Here is a 20,643-nt window from a genome sequence, read left to right as displayed (position 1 = left end):
CGGATCAGCCGTTGTCCTGCCGCGCCAGCTGCAGATCGCGCTGGCGCCGCTTCTCCGCACGCGCATTGATGTACCAGCCGATCACCGCGGCGATCGACACCGCCGACACCAGCAGCGTGGCCAGTGCGTTGATCTTCGGGCTGATGCCCATGCGCACCGAAGCGAACACCTTCATCGGCAGCGTGGTCGAGCCCGGCGTGGCGACGAAGCTGGCCACGACCACGTCATCCAGCGACAGGGTGAAGGCCAGCAGCCAGCCCGCCACCAGCGCCGGCGCGATGATCGGCAGGGTGATGCGGCCGAACACGGTCAATCGGCTTGCGCCCAGATCCATCGCCGCTTCTTCCAGCGACAGGTCCATTTCCTGCAGGCGCGAGGACACCACCACGGTGACAAAGCACAGGGTGAAGGTGACGTGCGCGATCCAGATCGTGGTCAGGCCACGCGCCGGGAACCCGGGAATCGCACCCATCGAGGCCAGCAGCGCCATCAGCGAGAAGCCCAGGATCACATCCGGCATCACCAGCGGTGCGGTCACCAGTGCACCGAACAGTGGCTTGCCACGGAAGCGCTTGAAGCGGGTCATCACCATCGCCGCCAGCGTGCCCAGCACGGTAGCCGTGCAGGCGGTCCAGAACGCGACCACCAGGCTGGTCCACATCGCATCCATCAGCGCGCGGTCGGCGAACAGGTCACTGTAGGCGCGGGTGGAGAACCCGGCCCAGACCATCGCCAGCCGCGAGCTGTTGAACGAATAGAACATCAACAGCAGGATCGGCAGGTACAGGAAAGCGAAGCCGAGCAGCAGCACGCCCAGCCCCAGGCCCTTGGCGGTACGCGGGCTCATGCCTGCTTCCCTTCCAGCAGGCGCTGCTGGGAACGGTTGAACAGCAGGATCGGGACCAGCAGCAACAGGATCATTGCCACCGCCATCGCCGAGGCGCCCGGCCAGTTACGGTTGTTGAAGAACTCGTTCCACAGCTGGCGGCCGACCATCAGCGTCTCCGAGCCGCCCAGCATTTCCGGGATCACGAATTCACCGATCGCCGGAATCATCACCAGCATGCAGCCAGCGATGATGCCCGCCTTCGACAACGGCAGGGTGATGCGCAGGAACGCCTGCCACGGCTTGGCACCGAGGTCGTAGGCCGCTTCCAGCAGCCGGTGGTCATGCTTGACCAGGTTGGCGTACAACGGCAACACCATGAACGGCAGGTAGCAGTAGACGATGCCGATGTAGGCGGCAGTCGGCGTATCGATCAGCTGCAGCTTGGGCAGGCCCATCGACGTCATTAGCGACTGCAGGCCGGTGAACTGCAGGAACTGGTCGAGCAGGCCGTTGCGGTCCAGGATGGCCTTCCACGCGTACACGCGGATCAGGAACGAGGTCCACGACGGCAGCACCACCAGCATCATCGCCACGTTGCGTGCGGCCGGTGACAGGCGGGCGATGGCGTAGGCCATCGGGTAGCCGATCAGCAGGGTCAGGAAGGTGGAGATCGCCGCGATCTTGATCGAGCTCAGGAAGGCCTGCGCATAGATCGAATCGCGGAACAGCGCCAGGTAGTTTTCCAGGTTCAGCTTCAGCGAGAAGCCGCCATCCACGTACTGCAGCAGCCAGGTGTACGGCGGCGAGCCGACCCGGCTGAGCGAGAAGCTGATCATCAGCACGATCAGGAACGGCACTGCGAAGAACAGCAGCAGCCACAGGTACGGAATGCCGATCACCGTGGCACGCAGCCCCGGCAGCCAGCGCTTCAGGCCGGCCGTGCTCATGAGGTCAGCACCACGCCGTCGTTGTCGCGCCAGTGCACCCACACACTGTCGCCCCAGGTCAGGCCATCGCTGGCCCAGCGCTGCGAGTTGGCGAAGTTGGCCAGTACCTTGGCGCCGCTGGGCAGGCGCACGTGGTAGACCGAATGGCTGCCGAAGTAGGCGATGTCCTCGATCACACCCTGGGCCTTGTTGGTGTGCCCTTCCGGCTCGTCCTTGCCGATCATCACCTTTTCCGGGCGCAGCGCGAACGCGACCGGCTGCCCTTCATAGCCGGTGATGCCATGGGCGATGTAGATCGGCGCCGGGAACAGCGGCGAGCGCACGGTGACGTACTCGGGCAGGTCCTCGTCGATCACCCCGTCGAACAGGTTGACCGAACCGATGAACTCGGCGACAAAGCGGTTGGCCGGCTGCTCGTAGACCTCGTCCGGCTTGCCGACCTGCTGGATCCAGCCGGCATCCATCACCGCGATGCGGGTGGCCATGGTCATCGCTTCTTCCTGGTCGTGGGTGACCATCACGCAGGTCACCCCCGACGATTCGATGATGCTGACCAGTTCCAGCTGCATCTGCGAGCGCAGCTTCTTGTCCAGCGCGCCCATCGGCTCGTCCAGCAGCAGCAGCTTCGGCCCCTTGGCCAGCGACCGCGCCAGCGCCACGCGCTGCTGCTGGCCGCCGGAGAGCTGGTGCGGCTTGCGCTTGCCCAGGTGGCCCATCTGCACCAGGTCGAGCATCTCGCCGACGCGCTTGCTGATCGCATCCTTGCCCAGGCCATCCTGTTTCAGGCCGAAGGCGATGTTCTGCTCGACCGTCATGTGCGGGAACAGGGCGTAGGACTGGAACATCATGTTGACCGGCCGCTGGTACGGCGGCAGCGCGTCCAGGCGCTGGCCATCGAGGGTGATGCTGCCCTTGGTGGGCGTCTCGAAGCCGCCGAGGCAGCGCAGCAGGGTCGATTTGCCACTGCCGGAGCCACCGAGCAGGGCGAAGATCTCGCCCTTGCGCACGTCCAGGTTGACGTCGTCGACGGCGACGAAACCGTCGAATTCCTTGCGCAAATCACGAATGGAGAGATAGCCGGGCGCACCGGTCGTGTCGACGACGGCGGCTACCGGCTGGGCTTCAACGGGCATGGGGGCTCCGGGAGCGGGCGGTGGACAGCGGCCGCCATTCTACCGGCCGGGGGCCGCAGGGGATATGACGGCAGCAGGTGGAACCGGCCGGCGGGCGGCCTCGGGGCCTCGAGGGGTGTCGGTTTTCCCCCGCCATGCTGGCCTGTCCGCCGGAAGGCCCGGGCTCTCTTCGACGCCCGGGCGGCCGTCCCGACCAGACACCACGGGCGGCAGCCCGATCTGCAACATTTTTCAGAACGGGATCCATTGAAAGCCAAGGACATTCCCCGCGCAATGCCTCGGATCAAGGCCTTGCATGGACCCACACTGGTGATTCCCCCGGACAGCCCCTCCCCCTCCCCCTCCCCCTCCCCCTCCCCCTCCCCTTCCCCCTTCCCGCCCCGCCTGCCGGGCTCCCTGCCCGCAAGGCTGCCACTGGTCATCATCGGCGCCGGCCAGGCCGGGTTGTCGCTCAGCGCGCTCCTGCAGGAGGCCGGCGTCGAGCATCGCGTGCTGGAGGCCGAAACCGTGGGCGCCAGCTGGCAACGGCGCTGGGAGTCGTTCCAGACCAACACCGCCAACGCGACGATGGCCCTGCACGGTCATGCCTATGCCGGCGATGACCCGGAAGGCTTCATGGGCGCCCCGGAGGTGATCCGGCACCTCCGCGAGTATGCCCACGAGCGTTCCCTGCCGATCAGCGAGGGGTGCGTGGTCCACCGGGTCGGGCCCGAGTCCGGTGGCTATGCCATCGACAGCAGCCAGGGGCCGATCCATGCCCGCGCAGTGGTGGTCGCCACCGGTGAATACCGTCGCGCGCGGATGCCCCGGGTCCCATTCGCGCCCGCACCAGGCCTCACCGTGCTGCACTCCAGCGACTACCGCAGTCCCGGCCTGCTACCCGAGGGCGCGGTGTTGGTCATCGGCGGCGGCCAGTCCGGCGCGCAGATCGCCCAGGACCTGCGCGACAGCGGTCGCAGCGTGTACTGGTCACTGGCCCAGCGTCACTCGCACACCCGCCGGCTGCGCGGGAAGGACTCGATGACCTGGTGGGACATGGCCGGGCGCATCCACCAGCATGTGAGTGAAGCGGCCGCCGTACTGGCCGGAGAACCGGATGCGCTGCGCAGGGCCCGCACCGCGGAGTTTCCGCTGATCTCGGGCAAGGGAAGCGGCGGCCGGGGCAGCTCGATCAGCCTGCTGGCGATGCACCGCGCAGGTATCAGGTTGCTGGGCCGGTTGCAGGAATTCAGTGGAAACACCGCCCGCTTTGCCGATGTCCGCCCGCAGCTCCGCACCGCGATCGAGGCCACTCGGGCCGAGTATGCCTATCTCGATTCGCTGGCCAGCGCGTACTACGCCACGCGGCCCGAACCGCGCACCGACGATGCCCGTTACATTCCCGAAGAGGTCTATCTGCACTGGGAGCCGGAACCGTCGCCATGCGCGCTGGATCTGCAGGCCGCAGGCATTCGTTCGGTGGTGCTGGCCACCGGCTTCGTCGCCGAATGGCCCTGGCTCGACGTGCAGGGCGCGCTGGATGCACACGGCTATCCGCTTGGCGACTTCGGCGTTTCCCCGCAGCCGGGGCTGTTCTTCATCGGCATGCACAACCTGCAGCGGATGAGTTCATCGTTCCTGTGCAACGGCGGCCGCGACGCACGCGACCTGCTGCCGGCCATCCTGCGGCACCTGGGCCGAAGCGGGAGTACCGGTTCCGGCGCAGGGCAAGGGAGCCGCCGGGCATGACCCGGCGGCGCCAGACCGGCTTAACGGCCGGTCTTCACCTCGGTCCACAGCCGGGTGTAGAGCTTGTCGGTCTCCGGCGTGTTGATCGAGTACGTGAACATTTTCTCGGCCACATCGGCCGGCGGGTAGATGGTCGGGTCGGTACGGATCGCCTCATCCACCAGCGGGGTCGCAGTCGGCACCGGGTTGGCGTAGTGGATGAAGTTGGTGTTGGCCGCGGCAACCTTCGGCTGCAGCAGATAGTTGATGAACGCGTACGCGGCTTCCGGGTGCTTGGCATCCTTCGGGATCGCCAGCATGTCGAACCACTGCGGGGCGCCTTCCTTCGGGATCGAATAGGCCACGTGCACGCCGTTGCTGGCTTCCTCGGCGCGGTCGCGGGCCTGGATGATGTCACCCGACCAGCCGACCACCAGGCAGGTTCCACCGTTGGCCAGCGAACCCACGTACTGCGAGGAGTGGAAATTCTGCACGTACGGGCGGATCGACTTCAGCAGGTCGGCCGCCTTCTGCAGCTCGGCCGGGTCACCGCTGTGCGGGTCCAGGCCCAGGTAATGCAGCGCGATCGGAATCATGTCCGCCGGCGTGTCCAGGATGGTCACGCCGCAGTCCTTCATCTTGCTGATGTTCTCCGGCTTGAACACCAGGTCCCAGCTGTTGGCGATGTCGGTGCTGCCGCCGAAGCGCTGCTTCAGCATGTCCACGTTGTAGCCGATGCCGGTGGTGCCGATCATGTACGGCACGCCGTACTGGTTGCCCGGGTCCTGGGTGGCGATGCGCTTCATCACCGCCGGATCGAGGTTGGCCAGGTTCGGGATCTTGCTCTTGTCCAGCGGCAGGAACACGCCGGCCTGGATCTGGCGGCCGAAGAAGTTCAGCGTCGGCACCACCACGTCGTAGCCACTGTTGCCGGCCAGCAGCTTGGTCTCGACCATCTCATCACTGTCGAACACATCGTAGGTCACCTTGATGCCGCTCTCCTTCTCGAAGGTCGGGATGGTGTCCTCGGCGATGTAATCGCTGTAGTTGTAGACGTTCAGGACCTGGCTGTCCTGCGCGCCGCCGTTGCCACCGCTGCAGGCGGCGAGCATGGCGGAGGCCAGGCCGAGCGTGAGGATACGCAGCTTCATCGGGTGCTCCAGAATGCGGAAAGGGGGGCCGGCGGGGCGGGCAACGGGTGCCAGCCTACCCCCCGGCGGCGGATTTTTCTATTCCAGATGCTCAGACGTTCAGCAGCAGGAACTCGCGCTCCCACGAGCTGATGACGCGGAAGAAGGTCTCGTATTCCTTGCGCTTGACCGAGATGTAGGCGCGGCAGAAGCGCTCGCCCAGCAGCGCCTGCAGCTCGCTGCACTGCTCCAGCCCGTCCAGCGCTTCGCCCAGCGAGCGCGGCAGGTTGTAGCCCAGTTCCTTGGCACTGCCGGTGACCGGTGCGTCCGGTGCCAGCCGCTCACGGATGCCCAGCAGGCCGCAGGCCAGGGTCGCGGCCATCGCCAGGTAGGGGTTGGCGTCGGAGCCGGCGAAGCGGCTTTCCACGCGCATGTTCTCAGGCGTGTCCAGCGGCACGCGCAGCCCGCAGGTGCGGTTGTCATAGCCCCAGTGCACGTTGCTCGGCGAGACCTCGCCGAACACCAGTCGCCGATAGGAATTCACATTCGGCGCGAAGAACGCCATTGCCTGCGGCACGTACTTCTGCAGGCCGCCCAGGTAGTGGCCGAACACCGGGCTGAACTCGCCTTCGGCATGGGTCTCGCCGGCGAACACATTGCTGCCATCGCTCACCCGCACCAGGCTCTGGTGGATGTGCATGGCGCTGCCCGGCTCGTTCTCCATCGGCTTGGCCAGGAAGGTGGCATACACCCCGTGGCGCATCGCTGCCTCGCGCATGGTGCGCTTGAACAGGAACACCTGATCGGCCAGGTCCATCGCATCGGCGTGGGTGAAGTTCACCTCCAGCTGCGCTGCGCCGGATTCGTGGATCAGCGTGTCCACGTCCAGCTTCATCGCGTCGGCGTAGTCGTACATCAGGTCGAGGATCGGGTCGAATTCGTTGACCGCGTCGATCGAGTACGACTGCCGCGCGGTTTCCGGGCGCCCGGAGCGGCCGGCCGGTGGCAGCAGTGGGAAGTCCGGGTCGGTGTTCTTCTGCACCAGGAAGAACTCCAGCTCCGGCGCCACCACCGGGCGCAGGCCCAGCTCGGCGTAGGCTGCCAGCACCCGGCGCAGCACATTGCGCGGTGCCAGTTCGTGGGGCTCACCGTTCTTGGTGTAGCAATCGTGGATGACCTGCGCGGTGGCATCGGCCGCCCACGGCACCATGCGCACCGTGTCCGGATCGGGGCGCAGCATCATGTCCGAGTCCGACGGCGAGGTCAGCTCGTAGTAGTCATCAGGGAACTCGCCGGTGACGGTGGTGGCGAAGATGCCTTCGGGCAGCCGCGTGCCGTAGTCGTGCGAGAACTTGTCGGCGGGAATGATCTTGCCGCGCGCGTTGCCGGTGATGTCCGGCACCAGGCATTCGACCTCGGTGATGCGCCGCTCCTTCAGCCAGCGCAGCAGGCTGCTTTCCTGCGGTGCGGGGGGCGTGGCCGTCTTGCGCGGGCGCGTTCGGGAACTCATCGGGAATCCAGTCGGTTCTGTTGGTGCTGCCGGCAAGCTTGGCCGAACGCACGGAAAATAGCGTGATAGAACGGCGCCTGCATGACACGCCACTCCGGGTGCCACTGTACGCCGAGCACGAAACCATGGCGCAGGCTGCGCGCCGCCTCGACCAGTCCATCATCAGCCACGGCCTCGACCTGCAGGCCCTGCGCGAGGCGGGCAATGCCCTGCCCGTGCACAGAATTGACCTGCGCCCGGTCACTGCCGTGCCACTGCGCCAGCCAGCCATCGGCAACCAGGGTAACCGCGTGGGCCGGTCCGTACTGCACCTCCACCGGCGCCTGCGGGTCTTCGCGATGATCGGACAGGCCCGGCACCGCATGCACCTGCGGATGCAGGCTGCCACCCAGCGCGACGTTCAGTTCCTGGAAGCCGCGGCAGATCGCCAGTACCGGAAGATCCTGCGCCAAAGCCTCACGCAGCAACGCGAACGCATTGGCATCTCGGGCCGGGTCATGCAGATTGCCCGGCCAGCTGCGACCGCCCTCGTAGTGCTGCGGTTCGATGTTGCTGACCGCGCCGGTCAACAGCAGGCCATCAAGCCCCTGCAGCCAGTCGCCAGCCGGCAAAGGAGGCTGCAGGCTCGGCAGTACCACCGGGGTCACTTCGGCGGCCTCGGCCAGCGCGCGCACGTACTTCTCGCCGGCCACCGCGAAGCGGTGATGGCCGAGCACGGTACTGTCGGTGGGCAGGCCCACCCAGGGCAGGCGGCGCATGGAAAAACTCCTTGACGTGCCGACACGTTACCCGTCGCCCGGCGAAGGCGGCAAGTCGTCGCCGTCACACCATGGCTGTCACGCATCGGCGAAACTACTCGGGTGAATGCTGATCGTCCTCCCCCGCTCCCCCCTCCCGCACTGCGCCCGCGAGGCCCGCGGTGAGCGCCGCCTTCCCGCCCAGCTGGTACGCCGCCAGCCTGCCAGAACCGCCCGCACTGCCCTCGCTGCAGGGTGAGGTTCAGGCCGATGTCGCAGTGCTCGGCGCGGGTTATACCGGCCTGACCGCCGCACTTGAACTGGCTACCCGTGGCCAGCGCGTGGTGGTACTGGACGCGCAGCGGATCGGCTGGGGCGCGTCCGGTCGCAACGGTGGCCAGGCGCTGGTCGGCTATGGCTGCGAGGTGGACGAGCTGGAGCGTCAGCTCGGTCGTGATGATGCGCGCCACCTGTTCGACTGGTCACGCGACGCGGTGCAGGCAATGCGCACACGCATCGATCGCCACGGCATCGACTGCCATTGGGTGGAAGGCCACGCCAGCGTCGCCATCCGCGAACGCCATGAGCGCGACCTGCAGGCCAACTGCGAGCATCTGCAACGCCACTACCACTACCCCATGCAGTGGTGGGACCGTGATGCCTTGCGCGCACAGCTGGACAGCCCACGCTACCGCGCAGCGATGTTTGATCCGCTCAGCGCGCATCTGCAGCCCCTGGCCTATGCCCGCGGACTGGCCGATGCGGCGCGTGCGGCCGGCGTGGTGATCCATGAGAACTCCGCAGTGACCCGCGTGCAGCGCGGACCGCAGCCCACCCTGCATACCGCGCAGGGAAGCGTGCGCGCTGCGCAACTGGTGGTGGCCGGCAACGCCTGGTTGCAGGGCCTGCTGCCCGAGCTGGAACGGCGGATCATGCCCGTCGGCACCTATATCGGCGCCAGCGCGCCGCTGGGTGCCGAGCGCGCCCGTGCCCTGATCGGCAACAACATGGCCGTGGCCGACACCGCTTGGGCACTGGATTACTTCCGTCTCAGCCACGACCATCGCCTGCTGTTTGGTGGCCGTGCCAGCTATTCAGCACTGCCCCCACCCGGCCTGCGCGGGGTGATGCAGCGGCGCATGCACCAGGTGTTCCCGCAGCTGGCCGACGTGCCACTGGAGCAGGTCTGGGGCGGTTATGTGGACATTACCCGCAACCGCGCCCCGCATTGGGGCCGGCTGGACGGCAATCTGTACTTCGCGCAGGGGTTCTCCGGCCATGGGGTGGCCGCCGCCGGGCTGGCCGGCGAGGTGATCGCCGCCGCCATTGCAGGCCAGAGTGAGCGCCTGGACGTGTTCCAGCGCCTGCGGCATGCCCCCTTCCCTGGCGGCCGGCTGCTGCGCACGCCGCTGCTGGTGGCGGCGATGTCGTGGTACAAGCTGCGGGATGCGTTGTGGTGAGTTGATCAGGGATCACCCTGAATTGGCTCCCTCGGAAACTGTGAAACCCGTCGCCACGGGAATTCATGTGATGATTTTCTCACTTGCCCGGCGCTGCGCTGCGGAGATTGCATAATCGAACGCGTGTCGATACCGTCGGTACGAACCGGGTCCCGCGGCGAATGGATGCTGACAGGGAACGTACTGTGAAGGGGTAGTGCGATTGAATTGGTGGAATGAAGGCCTGCAGCTGAAGTTGCGCATCCATCCGGCAGGACTTGCCTTGGCTGTGCTGTATGCCATTGCCTGTTGGGCCACCCGCCAGTTGTCCCTTGATCAGTTCTACCTACCTGCCGGCGTTCGCGTGGCTGTAGTGCTGCTATGCCCAACGCGGTTCTGGCCTTATCTGCTGCTGGGTGAGTACGCCTACTTTGCGCAGATGCGATTGCCGATGGTTGAAAAGTACGGCGCAGCCTGGGCCATCCTCGCGTCAGGCGTGCTGATGCCTGCAGTAATGCTCATCACCCGCTGGGCCCGCAGCTTTTTTGCGAACTCGGTCACATCCCGTCTTCTGGCCATCGCGTTCCTTTCCTCCGTCGTGGTCACTCTCTTGAATGTGAGCCTTTCCCAACTGCTTTGGCCAACGCCACCCGCAGATTCGGCGCTTGCGTTCCTTTCCCGTGCAGCACGTTTCAGCGTAGGTGATTTCATTGCCATCCTTACGGTGACTCCCCTCGCATTGCTTTGGGCAATGAGAAACACCGAACCACACTGGAAGACCATTTTCACAGGCCCCACCGCCGTGGCCCTGTTGTTGATGACATTGCTCGGCGTTACCGCATCGTTGATTCCCAACGAAGCCAGTACACTCCGGACGTCCCTGCAGTTACTGATGGGGCTGCCCGTGATCGCACTCACGTGCCTGCATGGCTGGCGCGGTGCGGCCGTCGGCGTACCGATGCTGAATCTGATTATTGGCCTGACAACGCCAAAGCCCTATGCAGCAGCCTTTGATGCCGCAACGTTCACCACACAGCAAATCATGGCCATCACGGGAGTAGCACTACTGCTGCTTGGCTCCCGTATAAGCCACTTTCGTCGGCGCTATCAGTTGCGTGAGGTGGGCGAAAAGAACGCCATCAACCTTGCGCGCAGCTCGCACCTGGCGAGCGAGTCAGATCTTCGCGAACGCGCGATTCACCTGCGCAAGCTGGGTGACGGCATCGACCTGTCGCTTTCGGAAGTCATCAACTGGCTCAACAGCCACGGTCATTCCGCAATTGCCAACAGCCTGACTCACACAGCCAATGTGCACTCCCGGCTGTTCCGCGAACAGGCAAGCCTGGTGTATCCCACTGCGCTTGAGCAGTTGGGTCTGTATGTTGCACTGCAGGCCGGAGGCGTGCGCTCGGCGTGGGTCAATACGCACCGCGTAGCCGAACCGCGCCTTGCCGGTGATCCCTGCCGTCTCAGCCTGGACTTGCAGCTGACGGCATACCGGACTCTCATCGATGCCGTTTCTTTGTTGTTGAAGTGCGAATCCGGGCAGGTCATCGTCCGGGCACGCTGCGTCAACGCGGGACAACAGCGAGGAATCGTCATGACAGCCTCGCTGCTGGATCGGCATCGCGCATTGTCCCCAACAACCGTCAGTCTCGTCAGGGAGCGGTTGGCCGGGCGTGCGCTGGCCTTTGGTGGGTCCGTTCACTGTCGCCAAAGCCGCATCGTCATGGTGCTGGTGGAGCCTGGCACCACGACACTGCGTGAGTCGCAAGAAGGGAGTTCATTTGGCGCCCGAGTTGCATCTTCCGCCTAGGCTCAAAATCGGGTGAACGCCTGACCACAGTCGCACCGGCGTGCCGGTGAACGGACACATGGCTGACCGAGATTTGGCTGAGAACGGTTGACCAACAGGTGATGTTTGCCACCTGCTGACCAGTGATTACTGCGTTTCGATGGCCCAGACCGCACTTGCACCGGCGCTGTAGCGCACCAACACGAAACCATTTCCGCGATAGACCAGCGAGCGGATTGCATTGCCTGGTACTGGCAACGGCTGGCCTGGCAACGACACAGGTATCTGCGCCTTGCCGGCCGGGAGCGCCCAGAAAACTCCACCAGCGTTGCCTATGATGACCTGGATGCGACCAGCGAGGTCATTTACCTGGAAATAGGAAATACCATCACGCTGGAAACCGTAGACCTGCCAAGCAGGATCCTGGCTCAGATTGACCGTCGCAGGGAATGCCTCCCCCAGCCCCTGCCGGCTCAAACGGATACCGTGATCGTCAGACTGTGCCCAAACCGCCATCGGCAGCCCAGCGGCGATGATCACTCCCAACACCGCCCCAGCATTAGTTACTCGCATTTTTTTTCCTCGATAAAGAAAACGAAGAGCACGATGAAACTCCCACCCTGTTGAGCCGGGCACCGCCGTCAATGCTCCGCCGCACGGCACCCTCGCCTCACCTGGGCATTCAAGGACCACTATATGTCTATGGGCCCTCTTGATACATAGCAGCGCGCATCTGGATGCAATGTGGAAAACTGCGTCCGCCGCGGAAGATCAGGAACCAACTACCAGCACCCTGTGGGCGCCCTATGCCCCCCGTAGAGATTGCACGTCCTTTCGTCTACAGATAGTGTCCACATCGGGCTTGGCGTGATGCCCCGGAGCATGGGAGGCTCAGGCTTGGACCGATTCAAGAAGGCAATTGAGCTGAGCTTCCGGATCCGTCCGGTCGGTCTTGTGCTGGCCGCCACCTATGCTGCCAGCTGCCTCATATCGCGTCAGTTCTCGCTGGATCAGTTCTTCCTGCCCGCAGGTATCCGGGCAGCGGCGCTGCTGATCGTCCCGACCCGTCTGTGGCCCTACCTGCTGCTGGGCGAGTATGCGTACTTCGCAACGCTGCGCATTCCTATGATCGACTCCTATGGCCTGGATTGGGTCATTCTGGCTTCGACACTGCTGATGCCGATGGCGATGCTGGTGGTCTACCTGCATCGAAGGAGAATGCCGTCCGAGGCAGCCACCGGCCTCTGGCTGCTGTCGTTGTCGATCTGCACGGCACTGTTCGTCCCGGCTCTCAACCTGAGCATTTCATATGTCCTCTGGTCGAATCCTCCGCCGAGCAACCTGCTGGACGCGGTCGACCGAACGATCTTTGGCCACTTCGCGGCCATCATTACCCTGCTCCCACTGGCCTTTCTTTGGGCGCAGCGGCACGTGGATCCCAGTTGGAGCACCCGCTTTGTCGCGCCTACAGCTGCGGCGATCCTGGCGATGCTGATACTGGGGTTGGGCATGCAACTGACAGACAGCAGCGCCCATACCACCCGCACACACCTTGTCCTGCTGGCGGCTCTGCCTGCCATCGCCCTGACCTTCATGCATGGCTGGCGTGGCGCTGCCATCGCGATTCCGCTGTTGAATCTCCCACTTCACGGCGCTACGCCCAGTACCGGCCTGCCCTCCTCTTTCGACCTCGGTACGTTCGCCACCCAACAGAACATGGCTGTGATCAGCGTCGCATTGCTCGCACTCGGATCCAGCATCAGCTATCACCATCAACGCGCACAGGCCCGTTGGCAGGCTGAACGGAACGCCCTGCGTCTGGCACGCAGTTCCCACCAGACCAGCGAGCGTGAGCTGCGTGAACGCGCGGCCCATCTGAAGCATCTAGGCGAGGGCATGGACAGTTCGCTCAGCGAGATGGTCAGCTGGCTGAAGGATCAGGGTCATCATGCCGTGGCGAACAGCCTGCAACACGCGTCATCCGTGCACTCACGTCTGTTCCGCGAGCAGGCCAGCATGGTCTACCCCACCGGGCTGGAGCAGGTCGGGTTGTACATCGCGCTGCAAGCAGGCGGCGCATGCGAGATCTGGAACAACACGCATCGCGTCATTCCGCCCAGGCTGGCGGGTAACCCTTGTCTGCTGACTGTAGATCTGCAACTGGCCATCTATCGCTCCTTGATCGAGGCGGTGTCACTGCTGCTGGAGCTGGAGACCGGGCAGGTCTGCGTGCGTGCCCGAAGTGGCCGGGCGGGCGGACGTCGCGGCATCGTTGCTGTCGTGAGCCTGCTCGACCGTGGTTGCACGCTGTCGGCACGCACCACCGACCAGGCCGTCGAGCGCCTGGCCGGTCGAATGCTTGCTTACGGCGGCAAGGTCAACTGCCGGGGCAATCGGCTGCGACTGGTCCTGCATGAATCGATCAGCCACGCGGCGCCAGCGGCGGCCTGACACGGAATCTGGCCCAGCGCGCAACGTTCGCCGCTAAAGTTACACCCGAAACCGCCGCTATCCGTGCCGAGCCCTCCTTCGTGAGCCACCGCATCATGCCCGTCCTGCCGCAGGCCGCCGTCGATGGCGACCTGGCCGATCCCCTGCCACAGCGGATCCTGCTGGTCGAAAATTCCCGTGCGTTCACCGGCATGCTGCGCGAAGCCATCGAACAGCGCCTGGAACTGCCGGTGGTGATCGCTTCCACCCTCGCCGAGGCCGATCGCCTGCTCGGCGAAGGTGGCGGCTGGTTCCTGGTGCTGACCGGGCTGGTGCTGGCCGACGGCGACCGTGATGCGGTGGTCGAGTTCTTCCTGAAGCGCGACCTGCCAACGGTGGTGGTCAGCGGCGTGTACGACGAGGACCTGCGCAAGCGCGTGCTGCAGCAGCAGATCATCGACTACGTGCTGAAGAACACCCCCGGCAGCATCGACTACCTGGTGTGGCTGGTGCAGCGGCTGGAACGCAACCGCCGCATCGCCGCGCTGGTGGTGGACGATTCGCCGTCCGCGCGTGGCTATGCTGCGGCCCTGCTGCGCATGTACGGCCATGAGGTGCATGAAGCCGCCGACGGCAACGAGGGCCTGGCTGCGATCGAGGCGCACCCGGCGATCCGCCTGGCGGTGGTCGACCAGGAAATGCCCGGCATGCAGGGCGTGGAGTTCACCCGTCGCCTGCGCACCCTGCGCTCGCGCGACAAGGTGGCGGTGATCGGCATCTCCGGCAATACCGATGCCTCGCTGATCCCGCGCTTCCTGAAGAACGGCGCCAACGATTTCCTGCGAAAACCCTTTTCGCGCGAGGAATTCTTCTGCCGCGTCTCGCAGAACGTGGACCAGCTGGAACTGATCGGCACCCTGCAGGATCTGGCCACCCGCGACTTCCTGACCGGCCTGCCCAACCGCCGCTGCTTCCTGGAGCAGAGCCAGCGCCAGCTGCCGCAGCTGCAGCTGCATGGCCAGTGCGTGGCGGTGGCGATGATCGACATCGACCACTTCAAGCACATCAATGACACCCATGGCCATGAAGCCGGCGACGATGCACTGCGTGCGGTGGCCGGCGCGGTGGCCGCACATGCGCGCAGCCAGGACCTGATCGCACGTTTCGGTGGCGAGGAGTTCTGCCTGCTGGTGCCGGACATGGAACAGGACGAGGCGCTGCTGTACTTCGAGGAACTGCGCCAGCGCATCGCCGCGCTGGAAGTGGACATCGGCACCGCCACCCTGCGCATGACGGTCAGCATCGGCCTGTGTTGCCTGCGCCCGCAGCGCGATGCGCTGCACCGGTTGATTTCCGAAGCCGACCGCCAGCTGTACCTGGCCAAGGCCGGTGGCCGCAACCGGGTCAGCTGCACCACGGTGGCCAGCCCGCTGCGCCCGCGCGAGCCTGCCCTGCCCTGAACGGCCCGCTTTGATCCAGATCAACGCCGCACCCGCGCGGCAGTTCTACAGTCGGCCCCGACATACGCATGAAGGGGAGCCGGGGATGGCACTACTGGTCTGGCAGGACGATCTGAACATCGGCATCGATGTGATCGACCAACAACACCGCCGCATCATCGAGATGCTCAACCACCTGCACGTGGCCCAGGCCAGCATGCAGCGTGCGGCGGTGGGTGAAGTGATCGATGAGGTGGTGGACTACACCATGTCGCACTTCGCGTTCGAGGAAGAGCTGATGGAGGAAGCGGGCTATCCGTTCTGTGCCGCGCACAAGCGCGTGCATGAGGTCTTCATCAAGCGGGTATCGGAATACCGCATGCGCTTCCAGGCCGGCGAGGACATCAGCGATGAACTGCGGACCATGCTCTCGCGCTGGCTGTTCAACCACATCCGCGGTGATGACCAGGCCTATGCCGAACAGGTCAAGGCGCACCTGAACCAGTTCGCCCGCGAACACCAGGGCGGCGGTTGGCTGGGGCGCACGCTCAAGCGCTTCTTTGGTTGAGCTGCAGCGCGCGCCGGTGCAGTGCCACCAGCGCGCACAGGGTCGCCACCGCGGTCAGGCACAGGTAGTAGCCCACCGCGACCAGGCCGAAGCGTTCGGCCAGCCAGGTGGCCAGGTACGGCGCTGGCGCCGCACCGAGGATGCCGGCCAGGTTGAATGACAGCGACGCGCCGGTATAGCGCACCTCCACCGGGTAGATCTCGGCCAGGAAGGTGCCGCAGGGGCCGTAGGTCAAGCCCATCAGGAACAGGCCCAGGCACAGAAAGCCGGTGACCAGCCACGGGCTGTGCGGCTGGAACAGCGGCGCGAACAGCACACCGAAGCCGACGATCAGTACGCTGGCGACGATCATCGTGCGCCGCGTGCCCCACCGGTCGCCATAGCGCGCCGACAGCGGGATGCCCAGTGCGAAGAACAGCATGCCGGCCATCTGCATCAGCAGGAACTGCTCGCGGCTGTAGCCCAGCACCGCAGTGCCATGGCCGAGACTGAACACCGTCATCAGGTAGAACAGCACGAAGGTGGCGAACGCGCCCAGGGTGCCCAGCAGCATCGGCACCGGATGGTCACGCAGCACCGTCCACATCGGCAGCCGCACCGGCGCCTTGCGCTCCAGTGCCTTCTTGAAATCGGGTGTCTCGTGGATGTTCAGGCGCACCCACAGGCCAAGGCCGACCAGCAGCGCGCTGGCCACGAACGGAATGCGCCAGCCCCATTGCAGGAAGTCGTCCTGGCTCAGGCAGCGGCCAAGCACGAGGAAGATGCCGGCCGACAGCAGAAAGCCGAGCGGTGCGCCCAGCTGCGGGAACATGCCGTACCAGGCGCGCTTGCCCGGCGGTGCGTTCTCGGTGGCCAGCAGCACCGCCCCGCCCCATTCCCCGCCCAGGCCCAGACCCTGGCCGAAGCGGCACATCGCCAGCAGCGCCGGGGCCCACAGGCCGATCTGGGCATGGGTGGGCAGCAGGCCGATCAGCACCGTGGACAGGCCCATGGTCAGCAGCGCGGCCACCAGTGTGGCCTTGCGGCCGATGCGGTCACCGAAGTGGCCGAACACCGCCGAGCCCACCGGGCGCGCGATGAACGCGACCGCAAACGTTGCCAGTGACTGCAGCAGCGCGGCCTGTTCGCTGCTGTCCGGGAAGAACAGGTGCGGAAACACCAGCACTGCAGCCGTGGCGTAGATGTAGAAATCGAAGAACTCGATGGTGGTGCCGATCAGGCTGGCCAGCAGGACTCGACTGGGGGAATTCACGGGTGGCGCGGCAGCGGTGATCGTCGACATCGGCAACACGGGTAACGGCGGATCGCCCGATTCTGCCACGCGCCGATGGCCACACGGGGCGATGGTTTCAGCCGACACCGATGCCAACGGAATTTTTCGGGCCGCCCGCTAGTCTGCGCCACCGGTCCCTGTATGGATGCTTTGCCGATGACTGCAGTCGCGCTGTCGTGGTCCGATTCGCCGAAGCTGCCGCGCATGGCGGCATGGCTGGCGGTGCTGCTGGTGCATGGATTGATGGCAGTGTGGCTGCTGGGCAGTGGCAGGATGACGCTGCGCAGCGACGAAGGTGCCAGGATTTCATTGCGCTGGATACCGCTGGAGCAACCCGCGGCGGTTCAACCACATCCGGCGCCCCCCACCACATCGGCGGCGCGTCCGGCCCCCTCGACAGCGCCACGCCCGACCCCGTCGGCACCCACGGATGTCAGCACGCCCGCGTCCGAGGAACCGCCTGCACCGGCGCCACTGATGCTGGACCTGCCTGCGGGCAGCATCGATGGCGGTGACGGTATCAGCGCGGCGGGCGTGGCGCCACGCCTGATCGGTCGGCGCGAGGTCCATCCCGCGTTCGGGCCGCGCCGCAATTACTTCCGGATCCGTCGGCAGATGACCCCCGAGCAGATCGTGCATGGCGTGGCGCAGCTGCTGGGGTTGTGGCCACCGGGGTACATCGTCGACCCGTGCGAGCTGGGCAAGCAGGACATGGACTATTTCCAGAACGCCGTCGAAGAAGCCGACCGCGACATGCTGCGTGCGGCCGTGCTGCAGGTGAGCACCCGCTGCCGGTAGAGGGCACGCCTTTGTAGAGTCGAGATCCTATGTTCGTGGTCAAGCCTGCTGGAAGCAGGCTTGACCGACCTTCAGCATGGCCGGATCGAAGTCTCGGCCGCTTTTGAACACGCCCCAGGCGATCCTGGCCAGCTTCCTTGCCAGAATGTTGAAGACGGCGGTGCTGGGGTGACCGCGTTTTGACAGCTCGTCGTAGAGCGGTTGCCCCTGGCGACACCGCTTGAGCCCCATTGCAGCCATGTAGAGCATCTGGCGCAGCATCGGTGCGCCCTGTTTGGACAGCCGACGTCGTCCAGCTCTGCCGCCAGACTCGTTGGGCCGGGGATCCAGGCCGGTGCAGGCAATCCATGCGTTGGCGTTGGCCAACGGCCAGCGCGTCATATAGTAAATCAGGTGGGACGCGACGGCAGGGCCGATACCCGGGATGGTCAGCAGGCGCTTGTAGAGCGCGCCATGCTCTCCATCGCGGCCCAAGCGCTGCAGTTCGCTTTCCAGCTCCGACAGCGTCCCAGCCAGAGCGCAGAACAGATCAGACAGCTCCCCAGGGTCACTTTTGCTTACCCCGAAGGATTGCTCCAGGCGCGCGCGCGTCTCCACCAGCGCTCGCCGCTTGCGCAGCAAATCGTGCATCTGTTGCTGCTCGTCGGTACGCGGTACGTATTCACGCAGGCGGTCGCTCTCCTTCTTCACATAGCGGGCGATCGCTTGGGCGTCCATGGCGTCTGTCTTGCCACGCGAGCCCGTCGCCCGGGCATAGTTCTTGATCAGCCGTGGATCGATTACATAGACAACGTGGCCCGCCTGGCCAGCCATCCGAGCCAACAACTCGTAGTACCGCCCCGTCGCTTCCATGCCGATCCGGCATCGCAGGGGCAAGGTTTTGAGCCACTTGGCTATCCCGGCCCGGGTGTTGGCGACCCTGTCACCGGCCTTGCGGTCGGCCACCGCCGGCACGAACTCCTTGGAGTCCACGTCCACGCCAATATCGAGAGAATCAGACATTTGTACGGCTCCCAGCTATCTTTAAAGGGCTGGGGTGGTACCGCACCGACGTTAGCTTGCCTACATCGACGATCCCCTTGGGGGCCGTACGATCCTTTATCGACGTTCGTGTGCGGGATGGGGATCGCTCGACTCGTCTGTCGGCTGGTATCCGCAGATGCATGCTTGACGGTCCCTCCACCCTGGCTCCTACATACCGCGTAGGAGCCGGGAGGAACATACAAGCCATGCTCGACTGCTCTTGCCGAGATGCAGCCGAGCATGGCTCGGCGCTACAGAGGGGCGAACGGCAGTCGAGCATGGCTCGACTCTACAAAGAGCGAACAGCCGTCCAGCAATCGCGTCGTTACAACTGGATCCAGGTAGCCTTGATCTCGCTGTACTTGTCGAACGCATGCAGTGACTTGTCCCGCCCATTGCCGGACTGCTTGTAACCACCAAACGGGGCGGTCATGTCGCCACCATCCCAGCCGTTCACCCAGACACTACCCGCGCGCAACTGCCGCGCGACCCGATGGGCGCGGCTGAGATCACGCGTCCACAGGCCCGCGGCCAGGCCGTAGCGACTGTCATTGGCCAGGCGCACCGCTTCGGCCTCGTCGTCGAAGCCGAGTACGGCCAGCACCGGCCCGAATACTTCCTCACGCGCCAAGGCCTGCTCCGGGCGCACCTGGTCGAACACTGTCGGCTGCACATAGCTGCCGCCGGCCTCGACCTCGGCCCGTCGCCCACCCAGCAGCAGCCGCGCGCCCTCGCCTTCTGCGCGTGCAATATCGTCCATCACCTTGTGCAGATGCGCGGCATCCACCAGCGCGCCCATCGGTGCATCGGCCTCCAGCGGATGCTGCGGCTGCATGTGCTGGCCATGGGCGATCACCTGATGCACGAAATCCTCGCGGATCGAGCGCTGGACCAGCAGCCGGGAGCCGGCAGTACAGACTTCGCCCTGGTTGAAGAAGATGCCCTGTGCCACCGCCTTGGCGGCGACGTCCAGATCGGGGGCGTCGGCAAACACCACATGCGGGCTCTTGCCACCACACTCCAGCCAGACCCGCTTGAGGTTGGATCGCCCTGAATACTGCAGCAGCTTCGCGCCGGTGGCAGTGGAACCGGTGAAGGCCAGCACGTCCACGTCCATGTGCAGGGCCAACGGTTCACCGACGCGCGCACCGTGGCCCGGCAACACGTTCAGTACGCCCTCCGGCAGGCCCGCCTCGGCGGCCAGTGCGGCCAGCCGCAGCGCACTCAGCGGTGACCGCTCGGAAGGCTTGAGCACCACCGAGTTGCCCATGGCCAAGGCCGGTGCGATCTTCCAGCACGCCATCAACAGCGGGAAGTTCCATGGCACGATGGCCGCCACTACGCCAGCGGCCTCACGCGTGACCAGCCCCAGCTCGTGCGGGCCGGTGGGCGCGACCTCGCCGTACAGCTTGTCCACCGCTTCAGCGGTCCAGCGCAGGCAGCGCACCACGCCGGGCAGGTCGATACGGCGCGCGTCACGCACCGGCTTGCCCATGTCCAGGGTTTCCAGCAGGGCCAGTTCATCGGCGTGCGCTTCCACCAATGCCGCCATCGCCAGCAGCACGCGCTTGCGATGGGCCGGAGTGGCCTGCGACCAGTGGCCCGCCTCGAAGCTGCGTCGCGCGGCCAGGACCGCGCGCTCGACATCCTGCGCGTCGCAGTCGGCAACCGCGCCCAGCACGCGACCGTCGATCGGGCTGATGCAGTCGAAGCGGGCGCCACTGGCGGCATCGACATAGCGGCCGTCGATGAAGGCCTGGCCCGGCATCGACAGCTGGAGGGCCAGCGCCTGCCAATGGCTACGGTCGGGGAAATCAGCCATGGAAAGCTCCAACATTCAACGAGCCTTCGTTATACCGGGACCGCCGCGACTCCGCCGTGACGC

17 protein-coding genes are annotated in these 20,643 nt (G+C 65.4%); 7 read left to right on the top strand and 10 right to left on the bottom strand.

The genetic code is table 11. From position 1 onward, the window contains the following. Positions 1 to 4: 4 nt before the first annotated feature. The 3 genes from M1L61_RS07405 to potA are packed head-to-tail and all read right to left on the bottom strand — an operon-like array spanning position 5 to position 2,909. Positions 5 to 847: an ABC transporter permease subunit gene (locus M1L61_RS07405; RefSeq protein WP_004151945.1), complete on the bottom strand. Its 843-nt coding sequence runs from the start codon at positions 845 to 847 to the stop codon at positions 5 to 7. Continuing rightward, the gene (locus tag M1L61_RS07400; protein ID WP_054171376.1) at positions 844 to 1,776 is read right to left on the bottom strand and encodes an ABC transporter permease subunit; all 933 of its coding nucleotides are present in this window, start codon (positions 1,774 to 1,776) and stop codon (positions 844 to 846) included. The genes M1L61_RS07405 and M1L61_RS07400 overlap by 4 nt, the downstream gene beginning before the upstream one ends. After that, positions 1,773 to 2,909 (bottom strand): polyamine ABC transporter ATP-binding protein, encoded by a 1,137-nt coding sequence (potA, locus tag M1L61_RS07395; RefSeq protein ID WP_010486163.1) that lies wholly within the window; start codon positions 2,907 to 2,909, stop codon positions 1,773 to 1,775. The genes M1L61_RS07400 and potA overlap by 4 nt, the downstream gene beginning before the upstream one ends. A 273-nt stretch (positions 2,910 to 3,182) precedes the next feature. On the opposite strand from potA, the gene M1L61_RS07390 reads away from it, so the two are divergent. Beyond that, complete coding sequence (locus tag M1L61_RS07390; protein ID WP_248854511.1) at positions 3,183 to 4,637, top strand: NAD(P)-binding domain-containing protein; 1,455 nt, start codon at positions 3,183 to 3,185, stop codon at positions 4,635 to 4,637. 20 nt (positions 4,638 to 4,657) lie between these two features. Here M1L61_RS07390 and M1L61_RS07385 read toward each other — a convergent pair whose 3' ends face one another. The 3 genes from M1L61_RS07385 to M1L61_RS07375 all read right to left on the bottom strand — a co-directional run bounded on the left by M1L61_RS07385 (position 4,658) and on the right by M1L61_RS07375 (position 8,014). Further along, positions 4,658 to 5,767, bottom strand: coding sequence for a polyamine ABC transporter substrate-binding protein (locus M1L61_RS07385; protein WP_010486170.1), 1,110 nt, complete (start codon positions 5,765 to 5,767; stop codon positions 4,658 to 4,660). A gap of 91 nt (positions 5,768 to 5,858) precedes the next feature. Beyond that, positions 5,859 to 7,256, bottom strand: a complete 1,398-nt coding sequence (locus M1L61_RS07380) for a glutamine synthetase family protein (protein ID WP_019337139.1) — start codon at positions 7,254 to 7,256, stop codon at positions 5,859 to 5,861. Continuing rightward, the gene (locus tag M1L61_RS07375) at positions 7,253 to 8,014 is read right to left on the bottom strand and encodes a gamma-glutamyl-gamma-aminobutyrate hydrolase family protein (RefSeq protein WP_197597684.1); all 762 of its coding nucleotides are present in this window, start codon (positions 8,012 to 8,014) and stop codon (positions 7,253 to 7,255) included. Before M1L61_RS07375 ends, M1L61_RS07380 begins: the two co-directional genes overlap by 4 nt. A gap of 200 nt (positions 8,015 to 8,214) precedes the next feature. Here M1L61_RS07375 and M1L61_RS07370 point away from each other — a divergent pair, with 200 nt between their 5' ends. Then, positions 8,215 to 9,453 carry an FAD-binding oxidoreductase gene (locus M1L61_RS07370; RefSeq protein WP_235652182.1) on the top strand — a complete coding sequence of 413 codons (1,239 nt, stop codon included), beginning with the start codon at positions 8,215 to 8,217 and terminating at the stop codon, positions 9,451 to 9,453. 196 nt (positions 9,454 to 9,649) lie between these two features. Beyond that, positions 9,650 to 11,248: an MASE1 domain-containing protein gene (locus tag M1L61_RS07365; protein ID WP_248854510.1), complete on the top strand. Its 1,599-nt coding sequence runs from the start codon at positions 9,650 to 9,652 to the stop codon at positions 11,246 to 11,248. Positions 11,249 to 11,374: 126 nt separating this feature from the next. On the opposite strand, the gene M1L61_RS07360 is transcribed toward M1L61_RS07365, so the two are convergent. Beyond that, positions 11,375 to 11,767 carry a hypothetical protein gene (locus M1L61_RS07360; protein ID WP_248854509.1) on the bottom strand — a complete coding sequence of 131 codons (393 nt, stop codon included), beginning with the start codon at positions 11,765 to 11,767 and terminating at the stop codon, positions 11,375 to 11,377. Positions 11,768 to 12,124: 357 nt separating this feature from the next. Between M1L61_RS07360 and M1L61_RS07355 the strand changes: the two genes are divergently transcribed. From M1L61_RS07355 to M1L61_RS07345, 3 genes are all read left to right on the top strand, one after another. Beyond that, entirely contained in the window at positions 12,125 to 13,678 is a 1,554-nt protein-coding gene (locus M1L61_RS07355; protein ID WP_043400407.1) for an MASE1 domain-containing protein, read from the top strand. 95 nt (positions 13,679 to 13,773) lie between these two features. Then, a complete protein-coding gene (locus M1L61_RS07350; protein WP_010486178.1) occupies positions 13,774 to 15,117 on the top strand; it encodes a diguanylate cyclase in 1,344 nt (447 codons plus the stop codon). Positions 15,118 to 15,202: 85 nt separating this feature from the next. Beyond that, positions 15,203 to 15,664 carry a bacteriohemerythrin gene (locus M1L61_RS07345; RefSeq protein WP_004151683.1) on the top strand — a complete coding sequence of 154 codons (462 nt, stop codon included), beginning with the start codon at positions 15,203 to 15,205 and terminating at the stop codon, positions 15,662 to 15,664. Here the strand turns inward: M1L61_RS07345 and M1L61_RS07340 are convergent. After that, positions 15,645 to 16,946: an MFS transporter gene (locus M1L61_RS07340; RefSeq protein ID WP_248854508.1), complete on the bottom strand. Its 1,302-nt coding sequence runs from the start codon at positions 16,944 to 16,946 to the stop codon at positions 15,645 to 15,647. The two genes, M1L61_RS07345 and M1L61_RS07340, sit on opposite strands and share 20 nt — an antisense overlap. Positions 16,947 to 17,093: 147 nt before the next feature. On the opposite strand from M1L61_RS07340, the gene M1L61_RS07335 reads away from it, so the two are divergent. Then, the gene (locus M1L61_RS07335) at positions 17,094 to 17,735 is read left to right on the top strand and encodes a hypothetical protein (RefSeq protein ID WP_134958529.1); all 642 of its coding nucleotides are present in this window, start codon (positions 17,094 to 17,096) and stop codon (positions 17,733 to 17,735) included. Positions 17,736 to 17,774: 39 nt separating this feature from the next. On the opposite strand, the gene M1L61_RS07330 is transcribed toward M1L61_RS07335, so the two are convergent. Further along, on the bottom strand, positions 17,775 to 18,737 hold the full coding sequence (locus M1L61_RS07330) for a transposase (RefSeq protein WP_248854507.1): 963 nt from the start codon (positions 18,735 to 18,737) through the stop codon (positions 17,775 to 17,777). Between the two features lie 346 nt (positions 18,738 to 19,083). Then, positions 19,084 to 20,580 (bottom strand): aldehyde dehydrogenase, encoded by a 1,497-nt coding sequence (locus tag M1L61_RS07325; RefSeq protein WP_126560969.1) that lies wholly within the window; start codon positions 20,578 to 20,580, stop codon positions 19,084 to 19,086. Positions 20,581 to 20,643: the final 63 nt, after the last annotated feature.

Origin of the sequence: Stenotrophomonas sp. NY11291 (assembly GCF_023277365.1) — a bacterium.
In the GTDB taxonomy this organism is placed as follows: domain Bacteria; phylum Pseudomonadota; class Gammaproteobacteria; order Xanthomonadales; family Xanthomonadaceae; genus Stenotrophomonas; species Stenotrophomonas geniculata.
This window is presented reverse-complemented; position numbering and strand designations above follow the sequence as displayed.